Genomic DNA, 19754 nt, shown 5'->3' on the forward strand with positions numbered 1-19754 from the left:
GTGCTGGAGCTCGCCTCCGCGCGGGACCTGCACCAGTTCGCGAGCCCCACGATGAGCGCGTTCTACCAGCCCGTGGATCTCTTCGGCGAACCGATGCTGGTGATGAGCACCGAGCAAGGCGGATCCGAAAACGTCGTGCTCAAGCACGAGCTCGCGCATGCGCTGCATGGCACCTTCCTGCCGCGCAGCCCCCGATGGTTCTTCGAGGGACTGGCCTGTTACCTCGAAACGATGCAATTCGACCCCGCGCGCGATCTGTATCTGATCGGCGCGCCGAGCGAGGATCGACTCCAGTACCTTCGCTACCATCCGGAGACAAACTACGGGCGGGTGCTCACGCTGCCGACGCGCGAGGCCGTGCTCCTGTCGGGACAGGAGAGCTACGCCTTCCAGAGCGCGTCGTGGCTCTTGGTGTTCTATCTCGCCAACGAGCGCGGCAAGCAACTCGATGATTACATTCGCCGGATCACGCGTCGCGAGGATGCGCAGGCAGCGTTCCATACGGCATTCTCCGGTCTTCGCGCAGAGGAACTGGCGGAGGAGGTCGGTCGATATCTGCAGACGCTCCCCCGACATCTCGACCCCGCGGAGGCTCAGGTCAGCTACCGCCTTCGCAACGTGCGCATCGCCCCGTGGGAGGGGCCGCTGCAGGCGCGCGAGGTTCCCGCCGCGGAGGTCGAGGCGCTGCATGCCGAGCTGTTCTTCCTCTCACCGGGACTGCCGCGCGCCCAGGCGCACCTGGCGGAGTCGCGGCGCGCGGTCGAAACGGCATTGCGGCTCGACCCATCCCATCCGCTGGCGCTCGCGGTGGAGATGGCGCTTCCGGAAAGCGCCAGCACGCCGCCGCCCTTGGAACGGATCCGCGCAGCAGCCGCCCGCAGGCCGCGGGACTACCGCGTGCAGATGCTGCTCGCATTCGCGGTGGGAGGGCGGCGGCCCGAGGAGCGTCGCGCCGCCTTGGTCAGGGCAGCCGCGCTCGTGCCGGAAAACGCCGCCGTCCTCAATGCGCTCGCCTGGCACGATCTGACGCACGGCCGCGTCCAGGCGGCGCTGCCCGTGGCGGAGAAGGCCGCGGAGCTTGCTCCGGGCCGTGCCGCCGTGCTCGACACCTACGCCACCGCCCTGGCCAAGGCGTCGCGCTGCGCGGAGGCGGTGCGCGTCGAAGAGCGCGCAGTGGAGTTGACCGCGGAGCATGCCAGCGGCGAGCTGCGACGGCGGCTGCTCGTACGCCTCGATGCGATGCGAGCCGGATGCGACGAAGTGCCGTTGGACGAAGAATGACGACGCGACGGGCTGTCGGACCATCCTTTCTCACCGCCCTAGCTCCTCCACCCACCGTGGATCGCTCTGCATTTCGTCCATCGGTTTCGGCGGCGAAGGCTCTCCGGCGCGGTCGCGCAACTCGAGCTGCCACCAGCCGACGTCGCGCCATCCGCCCAGCTTGTAACCAACGCCGCGGTACACGCCGACAGGCCGGAAACCGAGCGACTCGTGCAACCCGACGCTGGCGGCGTTCGGCAGCGTGACGCCTGCGTGGGCCGCGTAGAACCCCTGCAGCCGGAGCAGCCGGAACAGCTTGCCGTAGAGTGCCTTTCCCACGCCGCTCCGCCGATGCTCCTCGTCGACGTACACCCCGACGTCGACGGACCACTGGTAAGCGGCGCGCTCCCGGTGTTTGGACGCATAAGCGTACCCGCGCACGATCCCGTCGCGCTCCTCCACCAGCCATGGCGCGAAAGCGAGCGCCGTGACGATGCGCCGCTTCATCTCCACCGGCCCGGGTGGATCGAGCTCGAAGGAGATGGCGGTCCGCGCCACTACCGGATCGTAGATGCGAGCCGCCGCTGCGCCGTCGTCCGGTCTCGCCAGCCTGATCATGGAGGAATAGCGTATCGCTCGCACCGCCATGCATCAACGCAATCCTGTGCATTCATGGTATTGAAATCGTCGATGCAACTCGACCAGATCATCGCCTTCGACCGCATCGCTCGCGAGGGTACTTTCAGTCGCGCCGCTCACGCGCTCGGGCTTGGACAGCCGGCGGTCAGCGCGCGCATTCTCGCCCTCGAGGACGCGATTGGCGGCTCGTTGTTCGTCCGCGCCCGCAACCTGCGGCTGACCGCGCTCGGCGAGAGCTTCTTGCCGTACGCCCGCCGCGCGCTCGAGGTGTTGCGCGAAGGCGCGGAAGCGTCGCGGCTGGCGCAGGTGGGCGAGCGCGGGTCGGTGCGGATCGGAGTGCTCGGCTCGCTCGCGGGCGGGTTGGTCGGCCCCGCGCTGGCCGTGTTCGTGCGCGCCCGTCCGCGAGCAGAATGTCACGTCCGGTCCGGCGACCACGAGTTCCTGCTGCAGTTGTTGCTCGACGGCATCGTCGACGTGGCGCTCACCGTCTGGCCCTGCGCCAGCGCGGTGGAGCTCACCCCGCTCTTCCTTTTCCGCGAGCCCGTGGTGCTCGTAGCGCACCCGCGCCACCCGCTCGCGCGCAGCAAACAGGTCACTCGCGACGAGGTGGCGCGGCTGGCGCGCCCGCTGCTGCGGCTGCGCTGGTGGCAGTCCCACGATCCGCGGATCTCGCGCCTGGCGGAGCAGTCGGAGACGTCGGTGGAGGTCGCGATGGAGACGGGCCGCCGACTGGTCGCGAGCGGAGTCGGCGCGGGCTTCTTCGCGCGAACCTACATCGCGGAAGAGCTGGCCCGCGGCACGCTGATGGAGGTCCCCGTCCGCGGGCTGACGCTGTTCCGCGACAGCGCGCTCGTGCGCCGCAGGCATTCGGGACCGATCTCCCCTGCCCTTGCCGCGTTCATCGAGCTCCTCCGGCGGCGGACGCTTCAACCCGACAACCCGACGAAGTTGAAGCCTGCCAAGAAGCGGTCGGCGTAGGTGTGCACGTAGTCTTCGCGCCGCCTGCGTAGCAGTATCGAGCGATGATCCCTGCGCTAACGATGCTGCTATCGTGCCAGCTTGCCGGCGAGATGATCGCCCGACTGTTTGGCCTGCCGGTGCCAGGCCCGGTCCTGGGCATGTCGCTCCTCTTTACGCTGCTGCTCGCGCGTCCCCGCTCCGAAGCGGTGGTCCGCGACACCACTGCCACCCTCCTCCGCTACCTTTCGCTGCTGTTCGTGCCGGCCGGGGTGGGGCTCATCCGCCACGCCGGACGCGTCCGCGCCGAGCTCGCGGCGATCACCGTCGCAATCGTCATCAGCACCGCCGCGACGATCGCGGTGAGCGCGCTGGTCTTTGCGGCCGTTGCGCGCGCGCTGGAAAAGAGGACGCGATGATCGCGCGCATCTGGGTCTACCTGAGCGCGACGCCTCTGCTCTGGTTGACCGCGACGCTCGCCGCGTACGAGGCCGGCGCGTGGATCTTCGGCCGATTCGGGCGGCGTCCGCTGCTCAACCCGGTGCTCATCGCAGTGACCGTGCTGATCGCGGTGCTCGCCGCGACGGGCACGCCCTACGAGACGTACTTCGACGGCGCGCAGTTCGTGCATTTCCTCCTCGGCCCCGCCACGGTGGCCCTGGCCGTGCCTCTCTTCGAGAACCGCGCGCACGTGCGGGCCGCGCTCCTTCCCATGCTGGCCGCTCTCATGGCGGGTTCGCTCACCGCGATCGCCTCCGCCGTGGCAATTGCGCGGCTCCTCGGGGCGCGCGGAGAGACGATCGCCTCGATGGCGCCGAAGTCGGTGACAACGCCCATCGCCATGGCCATCTCCGAGCAGATCGGCGGCCTGCCGTCGCTCACCGCCGCGTTCGTCATCGCGACGGGGATCTGCGGCGCCGTGATCGCGACTCCGCTGCTCAACCTGCTGCGCCTCCGCGACTACCGCGCCCGCGGCTTCGCTGCTGGCTTGGCCGCGCACGGCCTGGGCACGGCGCGCGCCTTCCAGATGGACGAAATGGCCGGCACGTTCGCTGGAATCGCGCTGGCGCTGAACGGCCTCGCCACGTCGCTGCTCGTCCCGGCGCTGGCGCGGCTGATGCGGTGAGCCGCCTACAACCAGGCGTCGGCGGTGCCTCCAGGATGGCCGCTGCCGGTGCCATCCGGGAGCACGACGGTGGCCCACCCGTGGAGACGCTCCCCGACGGGTTCGAGATCGATGGCGATGTCGGGCTGAATGGCGTTCCTCGAAGCCGCGGCCCGGATCCAAAGCTGGAGCAAGATGGCGGAGCCAAACTGCTCCACCGATCCATCGACGTTCCAGGATCCGAACCGCTCCGCGACACAGAGAAATTGCGCTTCACCTGCTCGCGTATCGACCGTGCCTTCGCAAGCGTACGTCGGATGGGTATCGCTGCGCGCGATTCTCACGTGCCAGGTGGCCTGATCCGGGAACCGCGGACGCTCCTCTCCTCCGCAGGCCATTGCCGTCGCCACGGAACAGATCGAAGCGAACCCTCTGCCCATCGTCCCTCTCCAGCAGACGATGTTGCTCCGTCGTCGCTCCTACTTCTTTTGCGCCTTCATCCGGCGTTCCATCTCATCCGGCGCCACGTCCTCGACGTGCGTGCCGATCGACCAGGTGTTTCCCCACCGATCGACGACGGTGCCCACGCGGTCGCCATAGAACTGGTTCGCCGGCTCGCGCTTCGACTGGCCACCCGCCGCGACGGCCTTCTTGTAGGTCGCGTCCACGTCGGGGACGTAGAGATACGCGTTCATCCGCGATGCGGGATAGTCGGGGGTCGTGTCGGCGAGCATCAGTACTGAGCTTCCCACGCGCAATTCGGCGTGGCCGAGCTTCCCGTCCGGCGCCGGGAAGCGATACATCTCCTCGGCACCGAAAGCCTTCTTGAGGAATTCGATGAAGTCGGTCGCGCCCTCGACGACGAAGTATGGAGTGAAGGTGTTGTACCCCTCGGGGATCGGCTTGACGGCCATGAGGTCCTCCTTGTTCGGCTCAGGCGCGCCCTCCTATCACAACCGGACGCTCATGTGGTCAATTGGTCGATGACTTTCCGCGCGCCATCGATCAACGATTGACCGTCTGAGCTCGAGAGGGTTCCGCCAGCTACGAGCTCCCCGACTTTCTGCACGAACTCCCCGAGCATCTGGGCCGCCACATTGTCATGTGCGTGGGCGGTCAGCTGGCGCGCCGCGTTGTCGAGTTTCGTCAGCAGCGATTGAGCGCTGCCCCGCTTGAGCTTTCCGGCAGCAGCAAGTTTGTTGACTGCGTCGGTCAGGGCCGCGATCTGTTCCGCTGGCGTCAGAGGGCGAGCGATGGTCCAGAGCACGGCGTGCCAGTCCCCCGTGGCGATCAAGTTGCGTCCGACGATCTGACCTTGGTCGTTGATCGCACTAGGAGAGCTGGAAATGGCGTTGGGCAGCATCCCGAGGTCGGTCATCCCCGTGCCGCTCTGCCACAGAAACGCGCGCCACCAGCCGTCGAGCGTAAAGCCCCATCCGACGACCTGGCTCTGGTTGTTGATGGCAACCGCGGTGCCGAAGTTGCTGCCGCCCCACGGCCCTAGGTCGACCATCCCGGTCGTGCTCTGCCACAGAAACGCATGTGACCACTGATCGTCAGCTCCATTGTCGCTGGTCCCGACGATCTGGCCCTTCTGGTTGATGTCCACACCGGTGGCGGTCAAGCCGCCCAGCGTCCCAAGGTCCGTCGTCGTTCCGTTCTGCCAGAGGACGAGGTGCGTCTCACCGATGTCCGGCATGCGGCTGCTCCCGACGATCTGTCCCGCATCGTTGATGGCACTAGGGATGTCGAAAACGCCGCCCAATGATCCGAGGATGGTCATCCCCGTCCCACTCTGCCAAAGAAACGCGCGCAGGTTGGAACCGGTCCTGATCGTTCCGGTGACCTGACCCCGCCCGTTGATCGCATAAGGGCGGCATTCTCCGTTGCCGAGCGTCCCGAGGTCGATCATCCCCGTTCCTTTCTCCCAAAGGAATGCGTGCGTCTGAGCGTTACCGGGCGTACTGCTGACTCCGACGACCTGGCCGCGCTCGTTGATGGCGATAGGCCGACTTTCGGAGCCGCCCAGCGTCCCCAAGTCGATCATTCCTGTTCCGATCTCCCACAGAAACGCGTGCTCATCATAAGAATAGGGCCTCACCTGGCTACGCCCGGTAACCTGGCCCCGGTCATTGATCGCAATCGCCCAGCTGTGGGTACCGCCCACCGTTCCCAGATCGATCATTCCTCTCCCGCTCTGCCAGAGAAACGCGTGCAACACAAAGGCGCCGGGCCCGATACCCGCACCCGTGTCGGCCGTCCCGATGACTTGCCCGAGCGCGTTGATGCCTTCGGCCCAGCTGAACTTGCCGCCGAGCGTCCCGAGGTCGATGGGGCCGTTGACGACGGCCGCCGTGAGCCGCGACGGTTGGGACCGCTGGGGAGCCATGGCCGGTGCCGTCCGTGAGGTCTGCTCCGGCGGAGCTCCGTTTCCACAGGCCACGAGACTCGATGCCAATGCGACTGCTGAAATTGAGGTCTTCATACACTGCTCCACTCAACGCGAATGGACGCCCATTCCGGTGCAAAAAATCCGGGTCGTATCCGATGCGGCTCGCTCGCTCAGGAGCACCGCGCCGTCGCCTGCATGCCTCCTCGATCCCTGCCCCGCCGTGATCCAGCAAGGCAAAGTCGATTTCGGAATGCGATCGACGAACGTCAATCAGGTGGATCGCACCAGCTGTCTCGGTGAAAGTCTGCAAACAGCTCAGGTGAATACCTGCAGTACTGCTTCTTACAACGCCAGCTGGGCCTGGACGATGATCTGGTGCAATGCCGGCGTCCTCTCGAGGCTCGCATTCGTGATGATGCTTGCGAACTCTGCCTGGATCTTCGCGCGGTGGCCAACGAAGAACAGATTGAGCCCGCCGGCGATCTTCAGGAAGCTGTTCTTCTTGGTATCGCTATTGAACCAGTAGAAGTTGCCTTGCGGCTCGACGGGACCCCATCGGTACCCGAGGTCGGCGTGCATCCCGTACCCGGTCCTGGCATTCCCCTCCCCGTAATCGAATCGATAACCGCCCATCGCCAGGACTGCTTCCGTCCGCGGCGTCAGCGCGACGTCGGCGAACAGATCCGCCGCCAGCGCGATGTAATGATCGTAGGTGCTGCTCCCTGTTCGGAGCCCCCCTGAGCGCGGCTGGTACTGTCCCCCGACGCCAACCGAGATCCGCGTCTTCCCGTCGAGGTAGATGCCCGGATAGGCGTACGTCGCCTCGTCGCCGACGAGATTCAACCGGAGCATGCCGCCTGCCAGCGGAATGCCGTTCGGGTTCACTGGCGGGCCGGTCGTCGCGCCCGCGGTCCGCGCCCCTTCGTAGAAGCCCCCGCGGACGAGGATACGCCGGTCCAGCACCAGCGCCCGGATCTGGATTCCCGTCTCGCGCAGCTGGCGCGCGTTGTTGTACAGGAGGATATTGCCGGGACCATCGATTGAAGACTGATAACCCGCCCCTTCGACGGCAGCGTGCGAGAGCGGCATCAAAAGCAATCCGGTTTCGAGGCTCACGTCGGGCGCCGGCAGGTATCTGAAGACGAGGTCCTGCAGGATCGGCGTCACGTTGTTGAGATTGCCGCGTTCGCCGACCCGAAGCGCAACGACGTTGACGGCGAACGCGAACTGCTTGTAAGCCGTTCCACGCACCAGCAACCGCGCGCGCCGCAGGAAGAAGTCGATGTTCGCGTGGCCGCTCGGAGCTGCAGCTCCCGGTGGCCCATCGAAATCGACTTGGATCCGGGGTTGAACCAAGGGCTCGGCCTCGAGCGTGAAGTCTTCGCTTCCGGTCGGGACTTCGATGGCCGACGCGCCCGAGGATGCAAGCAGCAAGGCGAACCAGGCGCGCAGCGCCGCGTTCCTCCTCGTCATTGGTTCCCCCCGCGCGACGATGCAGCGTTGATCACTTCCCGTTGCGCTGTCCAGCAGCGACAGAGGGGGCTCTTCAAAGCCGCAGGGTTTTGGTAGTGTAGGACGTAAGGGGGGCACCGCTACCGCGCTCGTTTCCCGTCCCCACGCGATCGCAGCGCGATACGAGTACGCCTTCGGCCGCCAGGGACCGGATACATCCGGGGAACGCCGCACCCTCCAGCCGGAGGGTTCGTCAAGCTTTCATCCACACGAAAGGAGGTAGCGCCAGATGCGCTACCCTTCGTCGTACTGATCCTTGGAACAGCCGTGCTGGCGTGGCCCGCGGTGCCCACGACGACCTCCGCCGAGGATGACCTCGAAAAGCCGCGGCCGCTGCTCGAGCGGGCATGGCCCGGGATCCGGGACGGTCGGGCGAGTCTTCCCTCCTTCCTGGGCGACACGACCCTTACCCTGCGGGCCAGGACACACTACGGCGATCTGCAGACGGTGACTCCGATCGAGAGGCAGGCATGGGCCTCGGGCGGCTGGCTCGCGTACCGATCCGGGTGGCTCCTCGACGGTTTCCAACTCGGGGCGACGTACTACGGTTCTGCGCCCGTCTACGCTCCTGCGGACAAGGACGGCAGCCTCCTTCTCGCACCGGGCCCACAGGCCTACCACGTCCTCGGCGAGGCCTTCGCCGCGCTCCGCTACCAGGAGTACGCCCTCCTCAAGGGGTACCGGCAGTTCGTGAGGCGGCCCTTCATCAACGGCCTGGACAACAGGATGACTCCGAACACTTTCGAGGGCCTGACCCTGGCGGGACAGGTTGGCCCGGCCGAGTACTTCGCCGGGTACCTGACGAAGATCAAGTTGCGCAACGGCGAGCAGTTCGTCGCCATGTCGGAGGTAGCGGGTGCGCGGGGAACTCACTACGGCGTTGCGATGTTCGACGTGACTCTCAAACCCCAGCGCGGGTTCAGCTTCAGGATTGCCGAGCAGTACGGCGTCAACACCTTCAACACCTTCTTCGGTCAGGTGGAGCAACTCTGGCCGTTGGCACACAACCTTCAGCTCCAGGTCGGAGCGCAGCTCATGGATCAACGCGCAATTGGCGACGCCCTGGTGGCCAGGACACAAGTCAGCAAATGGGTCACGAGGAACGGGGCGGCGAAAGTCGCAGTCACCTGGCGCGATCTCACGCTGAAAGGCGCCGCCAACGTCAACGCGTCGGGCAACAAGATCCAGGTCCCGTGGGGGGTCTCCCCCAGCTACCTTCAACTCGCTCAGCAGGCCTTCATCAATGCCAATGAGAAGGCGTGGCGCCTTGGCGTGGCCTACGACTTTTCGAACGCGAACATCGCCGGCCTCACCGCGTTCGCTGATTTCGGACGGGGCGTCGACTCGATCAATCCGGTCACGTGGGCGCGCCTGCCCGTCGAGGTGGAGTACGATCTCCGGGTGGACTACCAGCCGCCCGCGATCCCGGGACTCCGGGTTCGTCTCTGTGGCGTCATCTACGACCAGAAGGGTGCCACCCGGCTGGGCTACCAGGTTCGATCCATCGTCGACTGGGAGATCCCGCTCTTGTGAGCGACGCGAATCACGGCGCCTGAGGCGAACTCGGCGCCGGCAGGCCGACGCGGCGCACGAGGTCCTTGAAGCGCGGGTCAGAGCGAAGCGGGTCGAGCAATGGGTCCACGTTCAGCCAGACCATCCGATCGAAACGTTCCTGATAGGCCCTCTCCAGATGGGCGAAGGCCTGGTCTTTGTCGCCGAGGCCTGCATGGGCCCAGATCAGCCCGAAGGGCGACACCGATCCGGTTTTCTCCGCTTCGATCCGGTTCAATTCGCTCATCACCTTCAGCGCCTCGTCCCGCTGGCCCGCCCGCGCGTACGCATGCGCCAGCGCTCCGAGAAGGAGCGGTTGCCCGCGGTTGAGGAGCACGGCTTTTTGAAGTTCTGCGATGGCCGGCTGGTAATTGCCCTGAGTCACGTGAGCCCTGGCGAGCGCCAGGCTCGCGTCGGGATAGGTCGGATCCAGTTCCAACGCCTTTTGCCAGGACGCCATTGCTTCTTCGATCCGCCCGACGAAGAAGTAGGCCGCGCCCGCCCAGGTGTTGACGAGCGGTGACGTCGGATCCACTTGCTGGGCGCGCCTGGCCTCGGCAACGGCTTCGTCGAAGCGCTGCATTGCATAAAGGTACATGGCGTACGAGATGCGACCCGCGGCATAGCTGGGATTCAGCTCGATGGCGCGACGATATTCCCGCTCCGCGCCCGCCCAGTCCCACTGCTGCTGTGCCAGCCTGGCCAGGATCGTGCGCGGTTCCGCGAGAGTCTCGTCCAACGCGAGGGCTTTTTCGCTCCACTTCCGGACGTGGACACGATTCTCCTTCGGGTATCGCGTCAACGCCGCCGCGCGAGGCTGCTTGGTGTAAAGCTCGGCCATACCCGCATAGGCGGAAGCGTAGCCCGGATCTCTTTCGATTGCCTTCTCGAACTGTTCCTTCGCGCTCATCCAAGTTGTCGGCGTCATCGTTTTCGAGAAATAAGCGCGGCCCTGCAGGTAGGCCTGGTACGCTTCCGACTCGACACGTCGTGAAGTCGCGAGGCGTACCTGTTCCGGCCTGGTCACCTTCACGCGGATCCGGCTCGCCACGTCGCGGGCCACCCCGGACTGCACGGAGAGGACGTCCCGCAGATCGAACTGATAGCTCTCTGCCCAAAGATGGCGCTCGGGAGACGCCTGGACCAGCTTCACCGTGATGCGTACTGTCTCTCCGCTCGAGTAGAGCACGGCGCCTTCGAGAAATGCGTCGACCGTGAGCTCCCGGGCAATTTGCGGCAACGGCATCGAGGTTTGCCGGTACCTGATCACCGACTGGTACGAAAGCACTTGCAGTGCGCCGATCCTGCCAAGTTCGGTGATCAGCGCCTCCGTCATCCCGTCCACGAAGTAGTCCTGCTGCGGATCGCCGGAGAGGTTCTTAAGTGGGAGCACCGCAATCGAGGTGATGTCGAGTGGGGCCCCTCCTCTGTTCCATTCCATGTTAGCCACGACGAGCGCGATCGCGGCAATCGCCAACGTGGCCGGCACGAGGAAGCGACGTCGCGAAGTGCGTGCCCCAGGCGTCAGCTGCTCGAGCAACCTGTCCATCGAGTCGTAGCGGTCTGCGCGATCTGGACTCAATCCTCGCAGGAGCACGCAGCGTAGCCACGACGGGACCCGGCTCGATGCCGGCCGTTCCTTGACTCTCCGCCGCTCCATTTCCTCCAGGAGCGAGGCGACGGTCTCGCCAGCGAACGGCAACTCGCCGTACAGCGCGTAATACAAAGCGACGCAAAAGCTGAACTGGTCCGCGCGCGCATCGCCCGATTCCCCCTTCAGCTGCTCAGGCGCCATATAAGGCGGAGTACCGAGAAACGTTCCCGGCAGGGTGACGGCGGCCGCGAGCAAGGGGACACGCGGCGAGCGTGTCGCCTCTCCTTCTGCTGGCGCACCGGCAGACTGCGGCAGCTCCCCAGCAACCCTCATTGCCCGCGCCAGCCCGAAATCGAGAACGCGTGCCCTGCCGTCCTCCCCGACCCAGACGTTGTCTGATTTGAAATCCCGGTGGACGATATTCTTGGCGTGCGCTGCCGCCAGGCCCCTTCCGGCCTGCGCGAACATGCTCGTGATTTCTCGCCAGGATCGTTCCCTAGCAGCGAGCCATTCGCCGAGCGTGCTCCCTTCGATGTACTCCATGGCGATGAAGACCTGGTCTTCGACCGTGCCCACGTCGTGGATCGCGACGACGTTCGGGTGCGTCACCTGCGCCATCGCCTGCGCCTCGCGCAGGAGCCGTGCCTTGCCCAGGTCCATTCCTCCCGACGCCGGACGGACCAGCTTGATGGCGACCTTGCGGCCGAGCTCAGGATCGTAGGCGGCGTACACCACACCCATGCCGCCGCTTCCCAGCTCTCGCTCGAGCAGGTAACGGCCTACGGGCGCCGTGAGCCGGTCCGCGACGATTTGCGCAGCAGGCTCGTCGAGAAAGTTCCCGACCTTCGCATCAGAGGCAAGAAGGGACTCCACTTCCCGGCGCAAATCATCGTCTCCCGAGCAAGCCCGGTCGAGGAACTCCGTCCGCTCCCTCTGGTCCTGGTCAAGCACCAGCGTCGCCAGCTGCTCGACCTGCCGGAAGCGTTCCGGCGTCATCCCGGTCTCTCTTCCCCGAGCTCGCGATACAGCCACGCTCTCGCCCAACGCCACTCTCGCTTGATCGTCCTGGAAGAGAGGTCGAGGAGCCGGCCGATTTCCTCGACGCTGAGACCTCCGAAGTACCGCAGCTCGACGATCTGCGCCTTCCGTGGATCGAGTGTGGCAAGGCGGCTCAGCGCCTCATCGACGGCGACGACTTCAGCAGTCCTCGGTTCCGAGATCTGGTCCGCCTCGCTGAGCGAGACCCTCAGCGGGTTGCCCCCGCGCTTCGCGTACCTGCGCCGGCGCGCGTAATCGACCAGCACGGATCGCATTGCGTGCGAGGCCACGGCGAAGAAATGCGCTCGATTCTTCCATCCCGTTCCCTGCGGATTGACCAGCTTTAGATACGCTTCGCCAACCAGGTCGGCTGTTTGCAGGGTGTGGCCCTGGCGTTGGCCAGCGAGGTGACGCCGGGCGAGTAGTCGCAACTCTTGATAGACCAGCGGGACGAGCTGGTTCATCGCGGCTTCGTCCCCGCTTTCCAGGGTCGCGAGCAGCGCGGTGACCTCTGATACCGGGGCCACCATGAGCAGCCTCCCTCACGCCGCGGTCGTAGCACATCCGGGCGCCGCCCGACAGATCGGCCGCGGACCGCAAGAAGCCGAGCGGCGCGATGTCACCTTTCAGGCGGGTTTCACGTTCTCCCTGTGGGAGGCAATCATGTCACAGACGCAAATTCGAAACCTGGGCGCGCTCGTTCCTCTCGTCTTCGGGCTGGCGTGCACGGGTGAAGTCTCAACCCCCGCCGATCAACTCGTGCCCGAGTCATCGGCCCTTTCTTTCGCCAACTCCGAGTGGTCCGGCGCAACGAACCTCGGAGAAGTCAATTCTACCTTCAACGAGCAGAATGCGTTCTTGTCGAAAGACGAGCTGACGCTATACTTCAGCTCTGACCGTCCCGGTGGCCTCGGCGGTCTCGACATCTGGGTCTCTCGCCGTGCGTCGGTCGACAGCCCCTGGTCGCCTCCGGTGAATCTCGGACCGCCGATCAATACGTCGAGCGCAGACTTTGCCCCGAACCTGTCGATTGATGGTCACCTCCTCTTTTTCTCCAGCTTCCGGCCTGGCGGGCAAGGCATGAGCGACATCTACATGTCCCGGAGATCCGATCCGAACGATGACTTCGCCTGGGAGAATCCGGTGAACGTTGGATCGCCGATCAATACGCCGGACGCCGAGAACGCACCCTTCTATCTCCAGAATGCCGAGGACGGATCGGCGAATCTGTACTTCAATCGCGGGCAGAACGCCGCGCAACAGGCCAACATCTACTACGCCTCGGTGACGCGAGAAGGTGAGGCACAGGGTCCCGTAGTCTTCGTCGCGGAACTGAACGACCCGGCGGTCAATGACGCGGCCGTGACCATTCGGAAGGACGGCCGAGAGATGTTCTTTGGGTCACCAAGAGCAGGCTCCGTCGGCGGCAACGACATCTGGACGTCTACACGACAAAGCATCCACGACCCGTGGAAGACGCCGACCAATGCCGGACCACCGTTCAATACCGTGTTCAACGACCTCACACCGACCCTTTCGTTCGACGCTCGTACGCTCATTTTTGCCTCCAATCGGCCGGGAGGATTGGGCGGGAATGATCTCTGGATGTCTACACGGACACGGAGCGGCAAATGATTCGGACAATCGCAAGGTGGCCGTCCGTGTATCGAACCCTGATTGGACTCACCACGCTGGTCTTCGCCGCATTTCCGCTTGCCGCAGCGCCCCGGTATTCGGAGTGGTCGGCGCCACAAAACCTCGGGCCCGCGGTGAATTCTCCATTCTCTGAACTTGGTCCGGCCATCTCGAAGGATGGGCTCAGTCTCTACTTCGCCTCGAACCGGCCAGGCGGGTCTGGCGCCTTCGACATCTGGGTCTCGCAGCCTCGGTCGACTCCCCATGGGAGCCGCCGGTGAACCTTGGTCCTCTGGTCAATACCACCGCGAACGAGAGTGTGCCGTCGCTGTCCCGCGACGGCCATTGGCTTTTCATCAAGAGCACCCGTCCAGGAGGTCTTGGAAGCGTCGACATCTGGGCTTCCTACCGCTTCGACAAGCACGATGACTTCGGCTGGCAGCCATCCGTGAACCTCGGGCCGGGAGTGAACTCCGCGTTCAGCGAACAGGGCGCGAGTCTTCTCGAAAACGACAATGACGGCAGGCCGCTCCTCTACTTTGGCAGCGACCGCCCTGGCGGCATGGGTGGCAGCGACATCTACGTCAGCGAACAGATGCCGGACGGATCCTTTGGTCCTGCGATTCTCGTCCCGCAGCTCAGCAGTCCAAACAACGACCAGCGCCCAGTGCCTCGCTTTGACGGACTCGAACTGTTCCTCTTCTCGGATCGGCCCGGCTCGCTGGGCGCCACCGACATCTGGGTGTCGACGCGCGAGAGCGTCCATGACTCCTGGTCTACCCCGGTCAATGTTGGCGCTCCGGTCAATAGCGAGTTCAACGATGCCCAGGCCTACCTTGCATCCGATCGGCGAGACCCTCTTCTTCGTATCGAATCGTCCCGGAGGTTCTGGAGACTTCGACCTCTACGTGACGACCCGAACCAGAACGCGGGGGCAGTAGACAGACAAAAGGCCAACGTATCGCGCAGCGCTGGAATTACCGCCGCGGAGACGAAGCGAGCGTGGGCAGGCCGACGCGGCGCGCGAGGTCCGCGAAGCGCGGGTCGGAACGTAGCGGCTCCAGCAATGGGTCGACGTTGAGCCAGACCATCCGGCCGTACCGCTCCTGGTAGCACTTCTCCAGCAAGGCGAATGCCCGCTCTTTGTCGCCCAAGCCCGCGTACGCCCAGATCAGTCCGAACGGGGTGTAGCCCCGTTCCTCGAGGTCGATCCGGTTCAATTCGCCCACCAGATTCAGGGCTTTCTCCCGGTGCCCGGCCCGCGCATACGCGTGCGCCAGCGCGCCCAGCACAAGCTGTTGCCCTTGGTTGAAGGTCAGCGCCCGTTCAAGCTCTGCGATGGCTTCCTCATACTTCCCCTGCATCAAATGGATCCTGCCGAGCACGACGCTGGCGTCAAAGAAACTGGGGTCCAGTTCCAATGCCTTCCGCGCGGATGCGACCGCTTCCTCGGCGCGCCCGGCCGCAAAGTACGCGCCCCCTGCCCAGGTGTTGACGTGCGCCGAGGCCGGATCCAGCTGCTGGGCGCGCCTCGCCTCGACGACAGCCTCCTCGAAGCGCTGCATCGCATACAGGTACATGGCGTACCAGGTGCGGGCAGTCGCATGGCTCGGGTTGAGCTCGATGGCGCGCCTGAACTCGCGCTCGGTGCCCGACCAGTCCCAGTCCTGCTGTGCGGCCCTGCCCAGCACCGCGTGCGCATCGGCGAGCGTCTCGTCCAGCTTGAGGGCTTTTTCACCCCACTGTCGCGCCTGAAGGCGCGCGTCGAAGCTCTTGCGCGTCTTGCCCCTGTGACGGATGTAAAGCTCGGCGAGGGCAGCGTACGCGGGAGCGTACGCGGGATCCTTGTCAATCGCCTTCTCGAAGTATTCCTGCGCCTTGTTCCAACTCGTCTGTGTCGCCGTCTTGGACAGGTGAGCGCGACCGAGCAAGTACGCTTCGTAAGCTTCCGAATCGACCGGTCGCGGAGTGGTGAGGCGCATCCGCTCCCCCGGCGTCACCTTCACACGGATCCGCCTGGCCACGTCCCGCGCTACTTCTCCCTGCACGCCGACGACGTCGCGCAGATTGAACTCGTAGCTCTCTGCCCACAGATGCCGTTCAGGAGACGCCTGAATCAGATTGGCCGTGATGCGAACTCTCTCTCCGGAGTGGAACACGGAGCCTTCCAGGAATGCGTCCACCTTGAGCTCCCGCGCAATCTGCGGCAGGGACTTCGCGGTTTGCCGGTAGCCGATCATCGATTGGTACGAGAGCACTCGCAGCGCGCTGATCTTCCCGAGCTCGATGATCAGTGCCTCCGTCATGCCATCCACGAAGTATTCCTGTTGGGCGCCGGCCGAGACGTTCTTCAGTGGCAGCACGGCAATGGAAGTGACGTGGACTGCTCCTGGTCCGCCGACCATCTGGTCGCGCACTCCGCCGACATTGAGTGCGAGGACGAGCAGAACGAGCAGCAGGGCGAACATGACGACGGCAGCCGCGCGACGCCGACTCCACGAGGCCGCTGGCTGACGAACCTTAGAGGCATCCTCCAGACCGCCGGGGAGTGCGAGGATTGGCGCGCCGTTCATCGGGGCAATGATGGTGGCGACAGGCGCCCCGTTTACCGGGACGGACGTGTCGACGATGGCGCCGTTGACTGGATAGATGAAGCGATACCCGCGACGCGGCAGGGTCTCGATGAACCGCGGGGTGTCGGCCGAATCTCCGAGCGCTTCCCGCAGCTTGTTGATCGTCGTGTTGATGCTGTGATCGAAGTCCACGATCGTCCCGGCCCAGAGCTTCTGCTTCAACTCCTCGCGCGTGACGAGCTGGCCGGGTTGTTCCAGGAGCACTGCCAGGACTTGCAGGGGTTGCTCCTGGAGTCTGATTCTGACTCCCTTCTTGCGCAGCTCTCCTGCCCGGAGATCGACCTCGAACACCCCGAACCGAACGACCTGCGGGGTGTCGGCTACATCCGCCATCGGCAACTCCTGCTCGTCGGCGGAACTCTAGCACTTTCGTCGCACGTCATCGAAGGCGCGCCGGGAAGTGACTTCGGCTTGTATCTCCTTGGATATCAACGGTTTTCCAGATGACCCACGTTTGAGTCGCCGTGCATCGATCTGCCGCTTCAAGGCAGGCATGTCGGCACCTGGACCCGATTTTTGGAAGGGGACAGCCATGAACCACGAAGCGAGATTCTCTGTTGCCCTCGTCGTCGCGACCGCCGGATTGACACGACAACGGCCCGTTCAAGTCGGCACCGGACGGGACGCTCGTACAGATGCCTTGATTCCAACCAGCCGCGTCGGGCGGGAAGGCTGATATGAAGAATACGGTCATTGCATTTCTGCTGCTGTCGGTCCTGGCTTGCTCTCATTCCGAGTTCGACGATGTAACCACCGCGACGATCGGCGCCGGTGGTGGCACCGTGAGCCTCGCGGACGGGACCGCAATCGAAATCCCGGGCGGGGCGCTATCGCGCGACACCGAGATTACGATCCTCCGCAGTTCGGAGGGCACGTGGTTCGGCGGCGACCTGTCTGCGGTCAGCCCGCTGTACGAGTTCCGCCCGGACGGGACGACCTTTGACAAACCGATCGTAATCACCTTGGCGTTCTCGCCGGAGCTGATGCCGGCAGGCGGCGACATCCGGATCATGACCGCGCCGGCCGGCAGTTCGGCCTTTACGGAGCTGCCGGCCGAGATGGTGGGCGACAACCGCGCGCGTGCGTCGACCCTGCTCCTCTCGAACATCGTGGTGGCGAACAAACCGTCGAGCTGCCACGGCAATAGTCCATGCAACGATGGCAATGCGTGCACCTTCGACGACCGGTGCGTGAACGGGCAGTGTCGCGGCACGCCTTACACCTGCGACGATGGGAATGTCTGCACCAACAACGTCTGCGACGGCGCGGGCGGATGCAGCTTCCCGCCCAATACCGCTCCGTGCAACGACGGCAACCTCTGTACCCGCAACGACACGTGCGCCAACGGGGTCTGCTCGGGAACCCCGTTTACCTGCGACGACGGCAACGTCTGCACCAATGACGCATGCAATGGCTCGGGGTGTACTTTCACGCCCAACGCCGCCTCTTGCGACGACGGCAACCTCTGTACCCGCAACGATACCTGCGCCAACGGCGTGTGCGCGGGCATCGCGTTCACCTGCAACGACGGCAACGTCTGCACCGACGACGCCTGCAACGGCACGGGATGCACCTTCGCGCCCAACAGCGCTCCTTGCGACGATGGCAATGCCTGCACGAGCAATGACACGTGCTCCGGCGGCGTCTGCCGCGGTGGTTCAAGCAGTTGCTGCTCGCCCGGGCCGGAAACGAACTGCACGAACGGCATCGATGACGACTGTGACGGTCTCATCGATGGCGCGGATCCGGACTGCCAGTCAACCTGTGTGCCAATTCCGGAGCAGTGTTCCAATGGCGTCGATGATGATTGTGACGGCCTCGTCGATTACGAGGATCCCGATTGCGTGCTGATGGAGTGCACGGACGGCTGCCCATACGGCTACGGCTGCTTCCCGGACAATTACTGCCACAGTCACTGCGAGGACGGGGCGCCCGACTACGACGAGAGCGCCTCCGATTGCGGCGGTGCCGACTGCCCGCGGTGCCAGGCTGGTCAGCATTGCTTCAGCGGTTTCGACTGCGCTTCCGGCAACTGCGTCAACAACATCTGTCAGTAGGAGAGGAGCTCCAATGAAGATGAGAAACGTTTTCGCTCTGGTGGCTCTATCCAGATGCCGAGTCCTTTTGCTAGTCACGCTCGCCTTCCTCGTCGCTTCCAAAGCCGAGTCTGACCAGCCCAACTGCACTTCCGCGTGGTCGGAACCGGTGAATCTCGGACCGCCGGTCAACTCCTCGTTCTTTGATTCAGCCGCGACGCTCTCACCCGACGGACTCAGTCTCTACTTCGTTTCCAGGCGGCAGCCGGGCGGGAAGGGCCTTACCGACATCTGGGTCTCCCAGCGTGAGTGTTCCGATTGTCCCTGGGAGGAGCCCTTCGATTTGGCAGTCGTCAACAGTGCCGCCGAGGACGGGGGACCGTCGCTTTCCACGGATGGCCACTTGCTGTTTTTTCATAGCTCCCGTCCCGGCGGGTACGGCGGCGTCGACATCTGGATGTCGCGCCGCGACAACCCGAACGATGACTTCGGGTGGCAACCGCCGACGAACCTGGGTCCTGACGTCAACACGGAGAAAAGTGAATTCGTCCCGGACTACATACAAAGCGCTGATTTCTACCTGGAGCGAACTCGACACGTTCCTGCAGACGCAGCCGCTCTGTACTTCAGTCGAGGACCCGATTTGAACAATCAGGATATCTACACGGTACCGATCACGCGTAACGGCGAGACGCTCGGTCCGGCGGTTCGCGTCGACGAGCTCGATTCGCCGGCGAACGACGCATCCCCGTCCGTACGTACCGATGGGAAGGAAGTCCTGTTCTGGTCGACTCGCCCACCGGGTGCGCCGGGATCCGGCGATATCTGGGTTGCGACGCGCAGAACTGTCCACGAGCCCTGGTCCACGCCCGAGAACGTCGGACCGCCCGTGAACACAACCTTCAACGACGTGCGGCCGAACCTGTCGCGTAGCGGTCGGACGCTGCTGTTCGACTCGAATCGTCCAGGCGGCCTCGGCGATCAGGACATCTGGATGTCGACACGAGTGCCCGGCTGTCGCTGACACACGCACGTTCTGCTTTGAAGGGAATCGTCGGCTTCGAGACCGGTGAGTTCTTCGTCGACACCGAGGGCAATCTCACCCCGCTGTAGACGCGGTCGACGCCCACGATCAGCGCGGCCCCGAATTACGACTGGGTCTGCTCGAAGAGAAGGGCTGATATGAAGAATATGGTCATCGCATTTCCTGCAGCAACGGGATCGATGATGATTGTGACGGCCTCATCGATGGCGCGGATCCGGACTGCCAGTCAGCTTGCCAGCCATATGAGGGCTTCTGTTTTAACGGCGTCGACGACGATTGCGACGGGCTGATCGATTTTGCCGATCCCGACAGCGTGTTGCAGCCGTGCGGGGCCGACGAGTGCGCGTACGGTATCTC

The 19754-nt window shown here is 64.6% G+C and carries 18 protein-coding genes; 10 read left to right on the forward strand and 8 right to left on the reverse strand.

Going from position 1 to position 19754, the window contains the following annotated elements:
• Positions 1–51: 51 nt before the first annotated feature.
• Positions 52–1281, forward strand: coding sequence for a DUF1570 domain-containing protein (locus E6J58_16140; protein TMB35715.1), 1230 nt, complete (start codon positions 52–54; stop codon positions 1279–1281).
• A 30-nt stretch (positions 1282–1311) separates the two neighbouring features.
• On the opposite strand, the gene E6J58_16145 is transcribed toward E6J58_16140, so the two are convergent.
• Positions 1312–1878: an N-acetyltransferase family protein gene (locus E6J58_16145; GenBank protein TMB35716.1), complete on the reverse strand. Its 567-nt coding sequence runs from the start codon at positions 1876–1878 to the stop codon at positions 1312–1314.
• Between the two features lie 72 nt (positions 1879–1950).
• On the opposite strand from E6J58_16145, the gene E6J58_16150 reads away from it, so the two are divergent.
• The 3 genes from E6J58_16150 to E6J58_16160 are packed head-to-tail and all read left to right on the forward strand — an operon-like array spanning position 1951 to position 3982.
• Positions 1951–2877 (forward strand): LysR family transcriptional regulator, encoded by a 927-nt coding sequence (locus E6J58_16150; protein ID TMB35754.1) that lies wholly within the window; start codon positions 1951–1953, stop codon positions 2875–2877.
• A gap of 44 nt (positions 2878–2921) precedes the next feature.
• Positions 2922–3275, forward strand: coding sequence for a CidA/LrgA family protein (locus E6J58_16155; protein TMB35717.1), 354 nt, complete (start codon positions 2922–2924; stop codon positions 3273–3275).
• Positions 3272–3982: an LrgB family protein gene (locus tag E6J58_16160; protein ID TMB35718.1), complete on the forward strand. Its 711-nt coding sequence runs from the start codon at positions 3272–3274 to the stop codon at positions 3980–3982. Before E6J58_16155 ends, E6J58_16160 begins: the two co-directional genes overlap by 4 nt.
• A gap of 5 nt (positions 3983–3987) precedes the next feature.
• Here E6J58_16160 and E6J58_16165 read toward each other — a convergent pair whose 3' ends face one another.
• From E6J58_16165 to E6J58_16180, 4 genes are all read right to left on the reverse strand, one after another.
• Complete coding sequence (locus tag E6J58_16165) at positions 3988–4371, reverse strand: hypothetical protein (protein ID TMB35719.1); 384 nt, start codon at positions 4369–4371, stop codon at positions 3988–3990.
• Positions 4372–4440: 69 nt separating this feature from the next.
• Positions 4441–4875 carry a VOC family protein gene (locus E6J58_16170; protein TMB35720.1) on the reverse strand — a complete coding sequence of 145 codons (435 nt, stop codon included), beginning with the start codon at positions 4873–4875 and terminating at the stop codon, positions 4441–4443.
• A gap of 50 nt (positions 4876–4925) precedes the next feature.
• The gene (locus E6J58_16175; protein ID TMB35721.1) at positions 4926–6446 is read right to left on the reverse strand and encodes a hypothetical protein; all 1521 of its coding nucleotides are present in this window, start codon (positions 6444–6446) and stop codon (positions 4926–4928) included.
• Between the two features lie 249 nt (positions 6447–6695).
• Entirely contained in the window at positions 6696–7826 is a 1131-nt protein-coding gene (locus E6J58_16180; GenBank protein TMB35722.1) for a hypothetical protein, read from the reverse strand.
• Positions 7827–7985: 159 nt separating this feature from the next.
• Here E6J58_16180 and E6J58_16185 point away from each other — a divergent pair, with 159 nt between their 5' ends.
• Positions 7986–9398, forward strand: coding sequence for an OprD family porin (locus E6J58_16185; protein TMB35723.1), 1413 nt, complete (start codon positions 7986–7988; stop codon positions 9396–9398).
• Positions 9399–9408: 10 nt separating this feature from the next.
• Here E6J58_16185 and E6J58_16190 read toward each other — a convergent pair whose 3' ends face one another.
• Positions 9409–12006, reverse strand: a complete 2598-nt coding sequence (locus tag E6J58_16190) for a tetratricopeptide repeat protein (GenBank protein ID TMB35724.1) — start codon at positions 12004–12006, stop codon at positions 9409–9411.
• Complete coding sequence (locus E6J58_16195) at positions 12003–12578, reverse strand: sigma-70 family RNA polymerase sigma factor (GenBank protein TMB35725.1); 576 nt, start codon at positions 12576–12578, stop codon at positions 12003–12005. Before E6J58_16195 ends, E6J58_16190 begins: the two co-directional genes overlap by 4 nt.
• Here E6J58_16195 and E6J58_16200 point away from each other — a divergent pair.
• From E6J58_16200 to E6J58_16210, 3 genes are read left to right on the forward strand one after another with little or no spacing between them, the layout of a single operon-like run.
• Positions 12577–13683, forward strand: a complete 1107-nt coding sequence (locus E6J58_16200; protein ID TMB35726.1) for a hypothetical protein — start codon at positions 12577–12579, stop codon at positions 13681–13683. The two genes, E6J58_16195 and E6J58_16200, sit on opposite strands and share 2 nt — an antisense overlap.
• On the forward strand, positions 13680–13964 hold the full coding sequence (locus E6J58_16205; GenBank protein TMB35727.1) for a hypothetical protein: 285 nt from the start codon (positions 13680–13682) through the stop codon (positions 13962–13964). Before E6J58_16200 ends, E6J58_16205 begins: the two co-directional genes overlap by 4 nt.
• On the forward strand, positions 13919–14764 hold the full coding sequence (locus tag E6J58_16210; GenBank protein TMB35755.1) for a hypothetical protein: 846 nt from the start codon (positions 13919–13921) through the stop codon (positions 14762–14764). Before E6J58_16205 ends, E6J58_16210 begins: the two co-directional genes overlap by 46 nt.
• Here E6J58_16210 and E6J58_16215 read toward each other — a convergent pair.
• Positions 14661–16649: a tetratricopeptide repeat protein gene (locus E6J58_16215; protein ID TMB35728.1), complete on the reverse strand. Its 1989-nt coding sequence runs from the start codon at positions 16647–16649 to the stop codon at positions 14661–14663. The two genes, E6J58_16210 and E6J58_16215, sit on opposite strands and share 104 nt — an antisense overlap.
• A gap of 344 nt (positions 16650–16993) precedes the next feature.
• On the opposite strand from E6J58_16215, the gene E6J58_16220 reads away from it, so the two are divergent.
• Both E6J58_16220 and E6J58_16225 read left to right on the forward strand, forming a co-directional pair.
• Complete coding sequence (locus E6J58_16220; GenBank protein ID TMB35729.1) at positions 16994–18373, forward strand: hypothetical protein; 1380 nt, start codon at positions 16994–16996, stop codon at positions 18371–18373.
• A gap of 13 nt (positions 18374–18386) precedes the next feature.
• Complete coding sequence (locus tag E6J58_16225) at positions 18387–19376, forward strand: hypothetical protein (protein ID TMB35730.1); 990 nt, start codon at positions 18387–18389, stop codon at positions 19374–19376.
• Positions 19377–19754: the final 378 nt, after the last annotated feature.

This window comes from Deltaproteobacteria bacterium (assembly GCA_005879535.1).
GTDB lineage: Bacteria > Myxococcota > Myxococcia > Myxococcales > 40CM-4-68-19 > 40CM-4-68-19.

Bases quoted from the DNA above. Each gene is read 5' to 3' on its own strand.
- E6J58_16150 (TMB35754.1), top strand. From the start codon at position 1,951: ATGCAACTCGACCAGATCATCGCCTTCGACCGCATCGCTCGCGAGGGT.
- E6J58_16170 (TMB35720.1), bottom strand. From the start codon at position 4,875: ATGGCCGTCAAGCCGATCCCCGAGGGGTACAACACCTTCACTCCATAC.
- E6J58_16220 (TMB35729.1), top strand. From the start codon at position 16,994: ATGAAGAATACGGTCATTGCATTTCTGCTGCTGTCGGTCCTGGCTTGC.
- E6J58_16190 (TMB35724.1), bottom strand. From the start codon at position 12,006: ATGACGCCGGAACGCTTCCGGCAGGTCGAGCAGCTGGCGACGCTGGTG.
- E6J58_16175 (TMB35721.1), bottom strand. From the start codon at position 6,446: ATGAAGACCTCAATTTCAGCAGTCGCATTGGCATCGAGTCTCGTGGCC.
- E6J58_16195 (TMB35725.1), bottom strand. From the start codon at position 12,578: ATGGTGGCCCCGGTATCAGAGGTCACCGCGCTGCTCGCGACCCTGGAA.
- E6J58_16180 (TMB35722.1), bottom strand. From the start codon at position 7,826: ATGACGAGGAGGAACGCGGCGCTGCGCGCCTGGTTCGCCTTGCTGCTT.
- E6J58_16155 (TMB35717.1), top strand. From the start codon at position 2,922: ATGATCCCTGCGCTAACGATGCTGCTATCGTGCCAGCTTGCCGGCGAG.
- E6J58_16140 (TMB35715.1), top strand. From the start codon at position 52: ATGAGCGCGTTCTACCAGCCCGTGGATCTCTTCGGCGAACCGATGCTG.
- E6J58_16145 (TMB35716.1), bottom strand. From the start codon at position 1,878: ATGATCAGGCTGGCGAGACCGGACGACGGCGCAGCGGCGGCTCGCATC.
- E6J58_16205 (TMB35727.1), top strand. From the start codon at position 13,680: ATGATTCGGACAATCGCAAGGTGGCCGTCCGTGTATCGAACCCTGATT.
- E6J58_16215 (TMB35728.1), bottom strand. From the start codon at position 16,649: ATGGCGGATGTAGCCGACACCCCGCAGGTCGTTCGGTTCGGGGTGTTC.
- E6J58_16200 (TMB35726.1), top strand. From the start codon at position 12,577: ATGAGCAGCCTCCCTCACGCCGCGGTCGTAGCACATCCGGGCGCCGCC.
- E6J58_16225 (TMB35730.1), top strand. From the start codon at position 18,387: ATGAAGATGAGAAACGTTTTCGCTCTGGTGGCTCTATCCAGATGCCGA.
- E6J58_16160 (TMB35718.1), top strand. From the start codon at position 3,272: ATGATCGCGCGCATCTGGGTCTACCTGAGCGCGACGCCTCTGCTCTGG.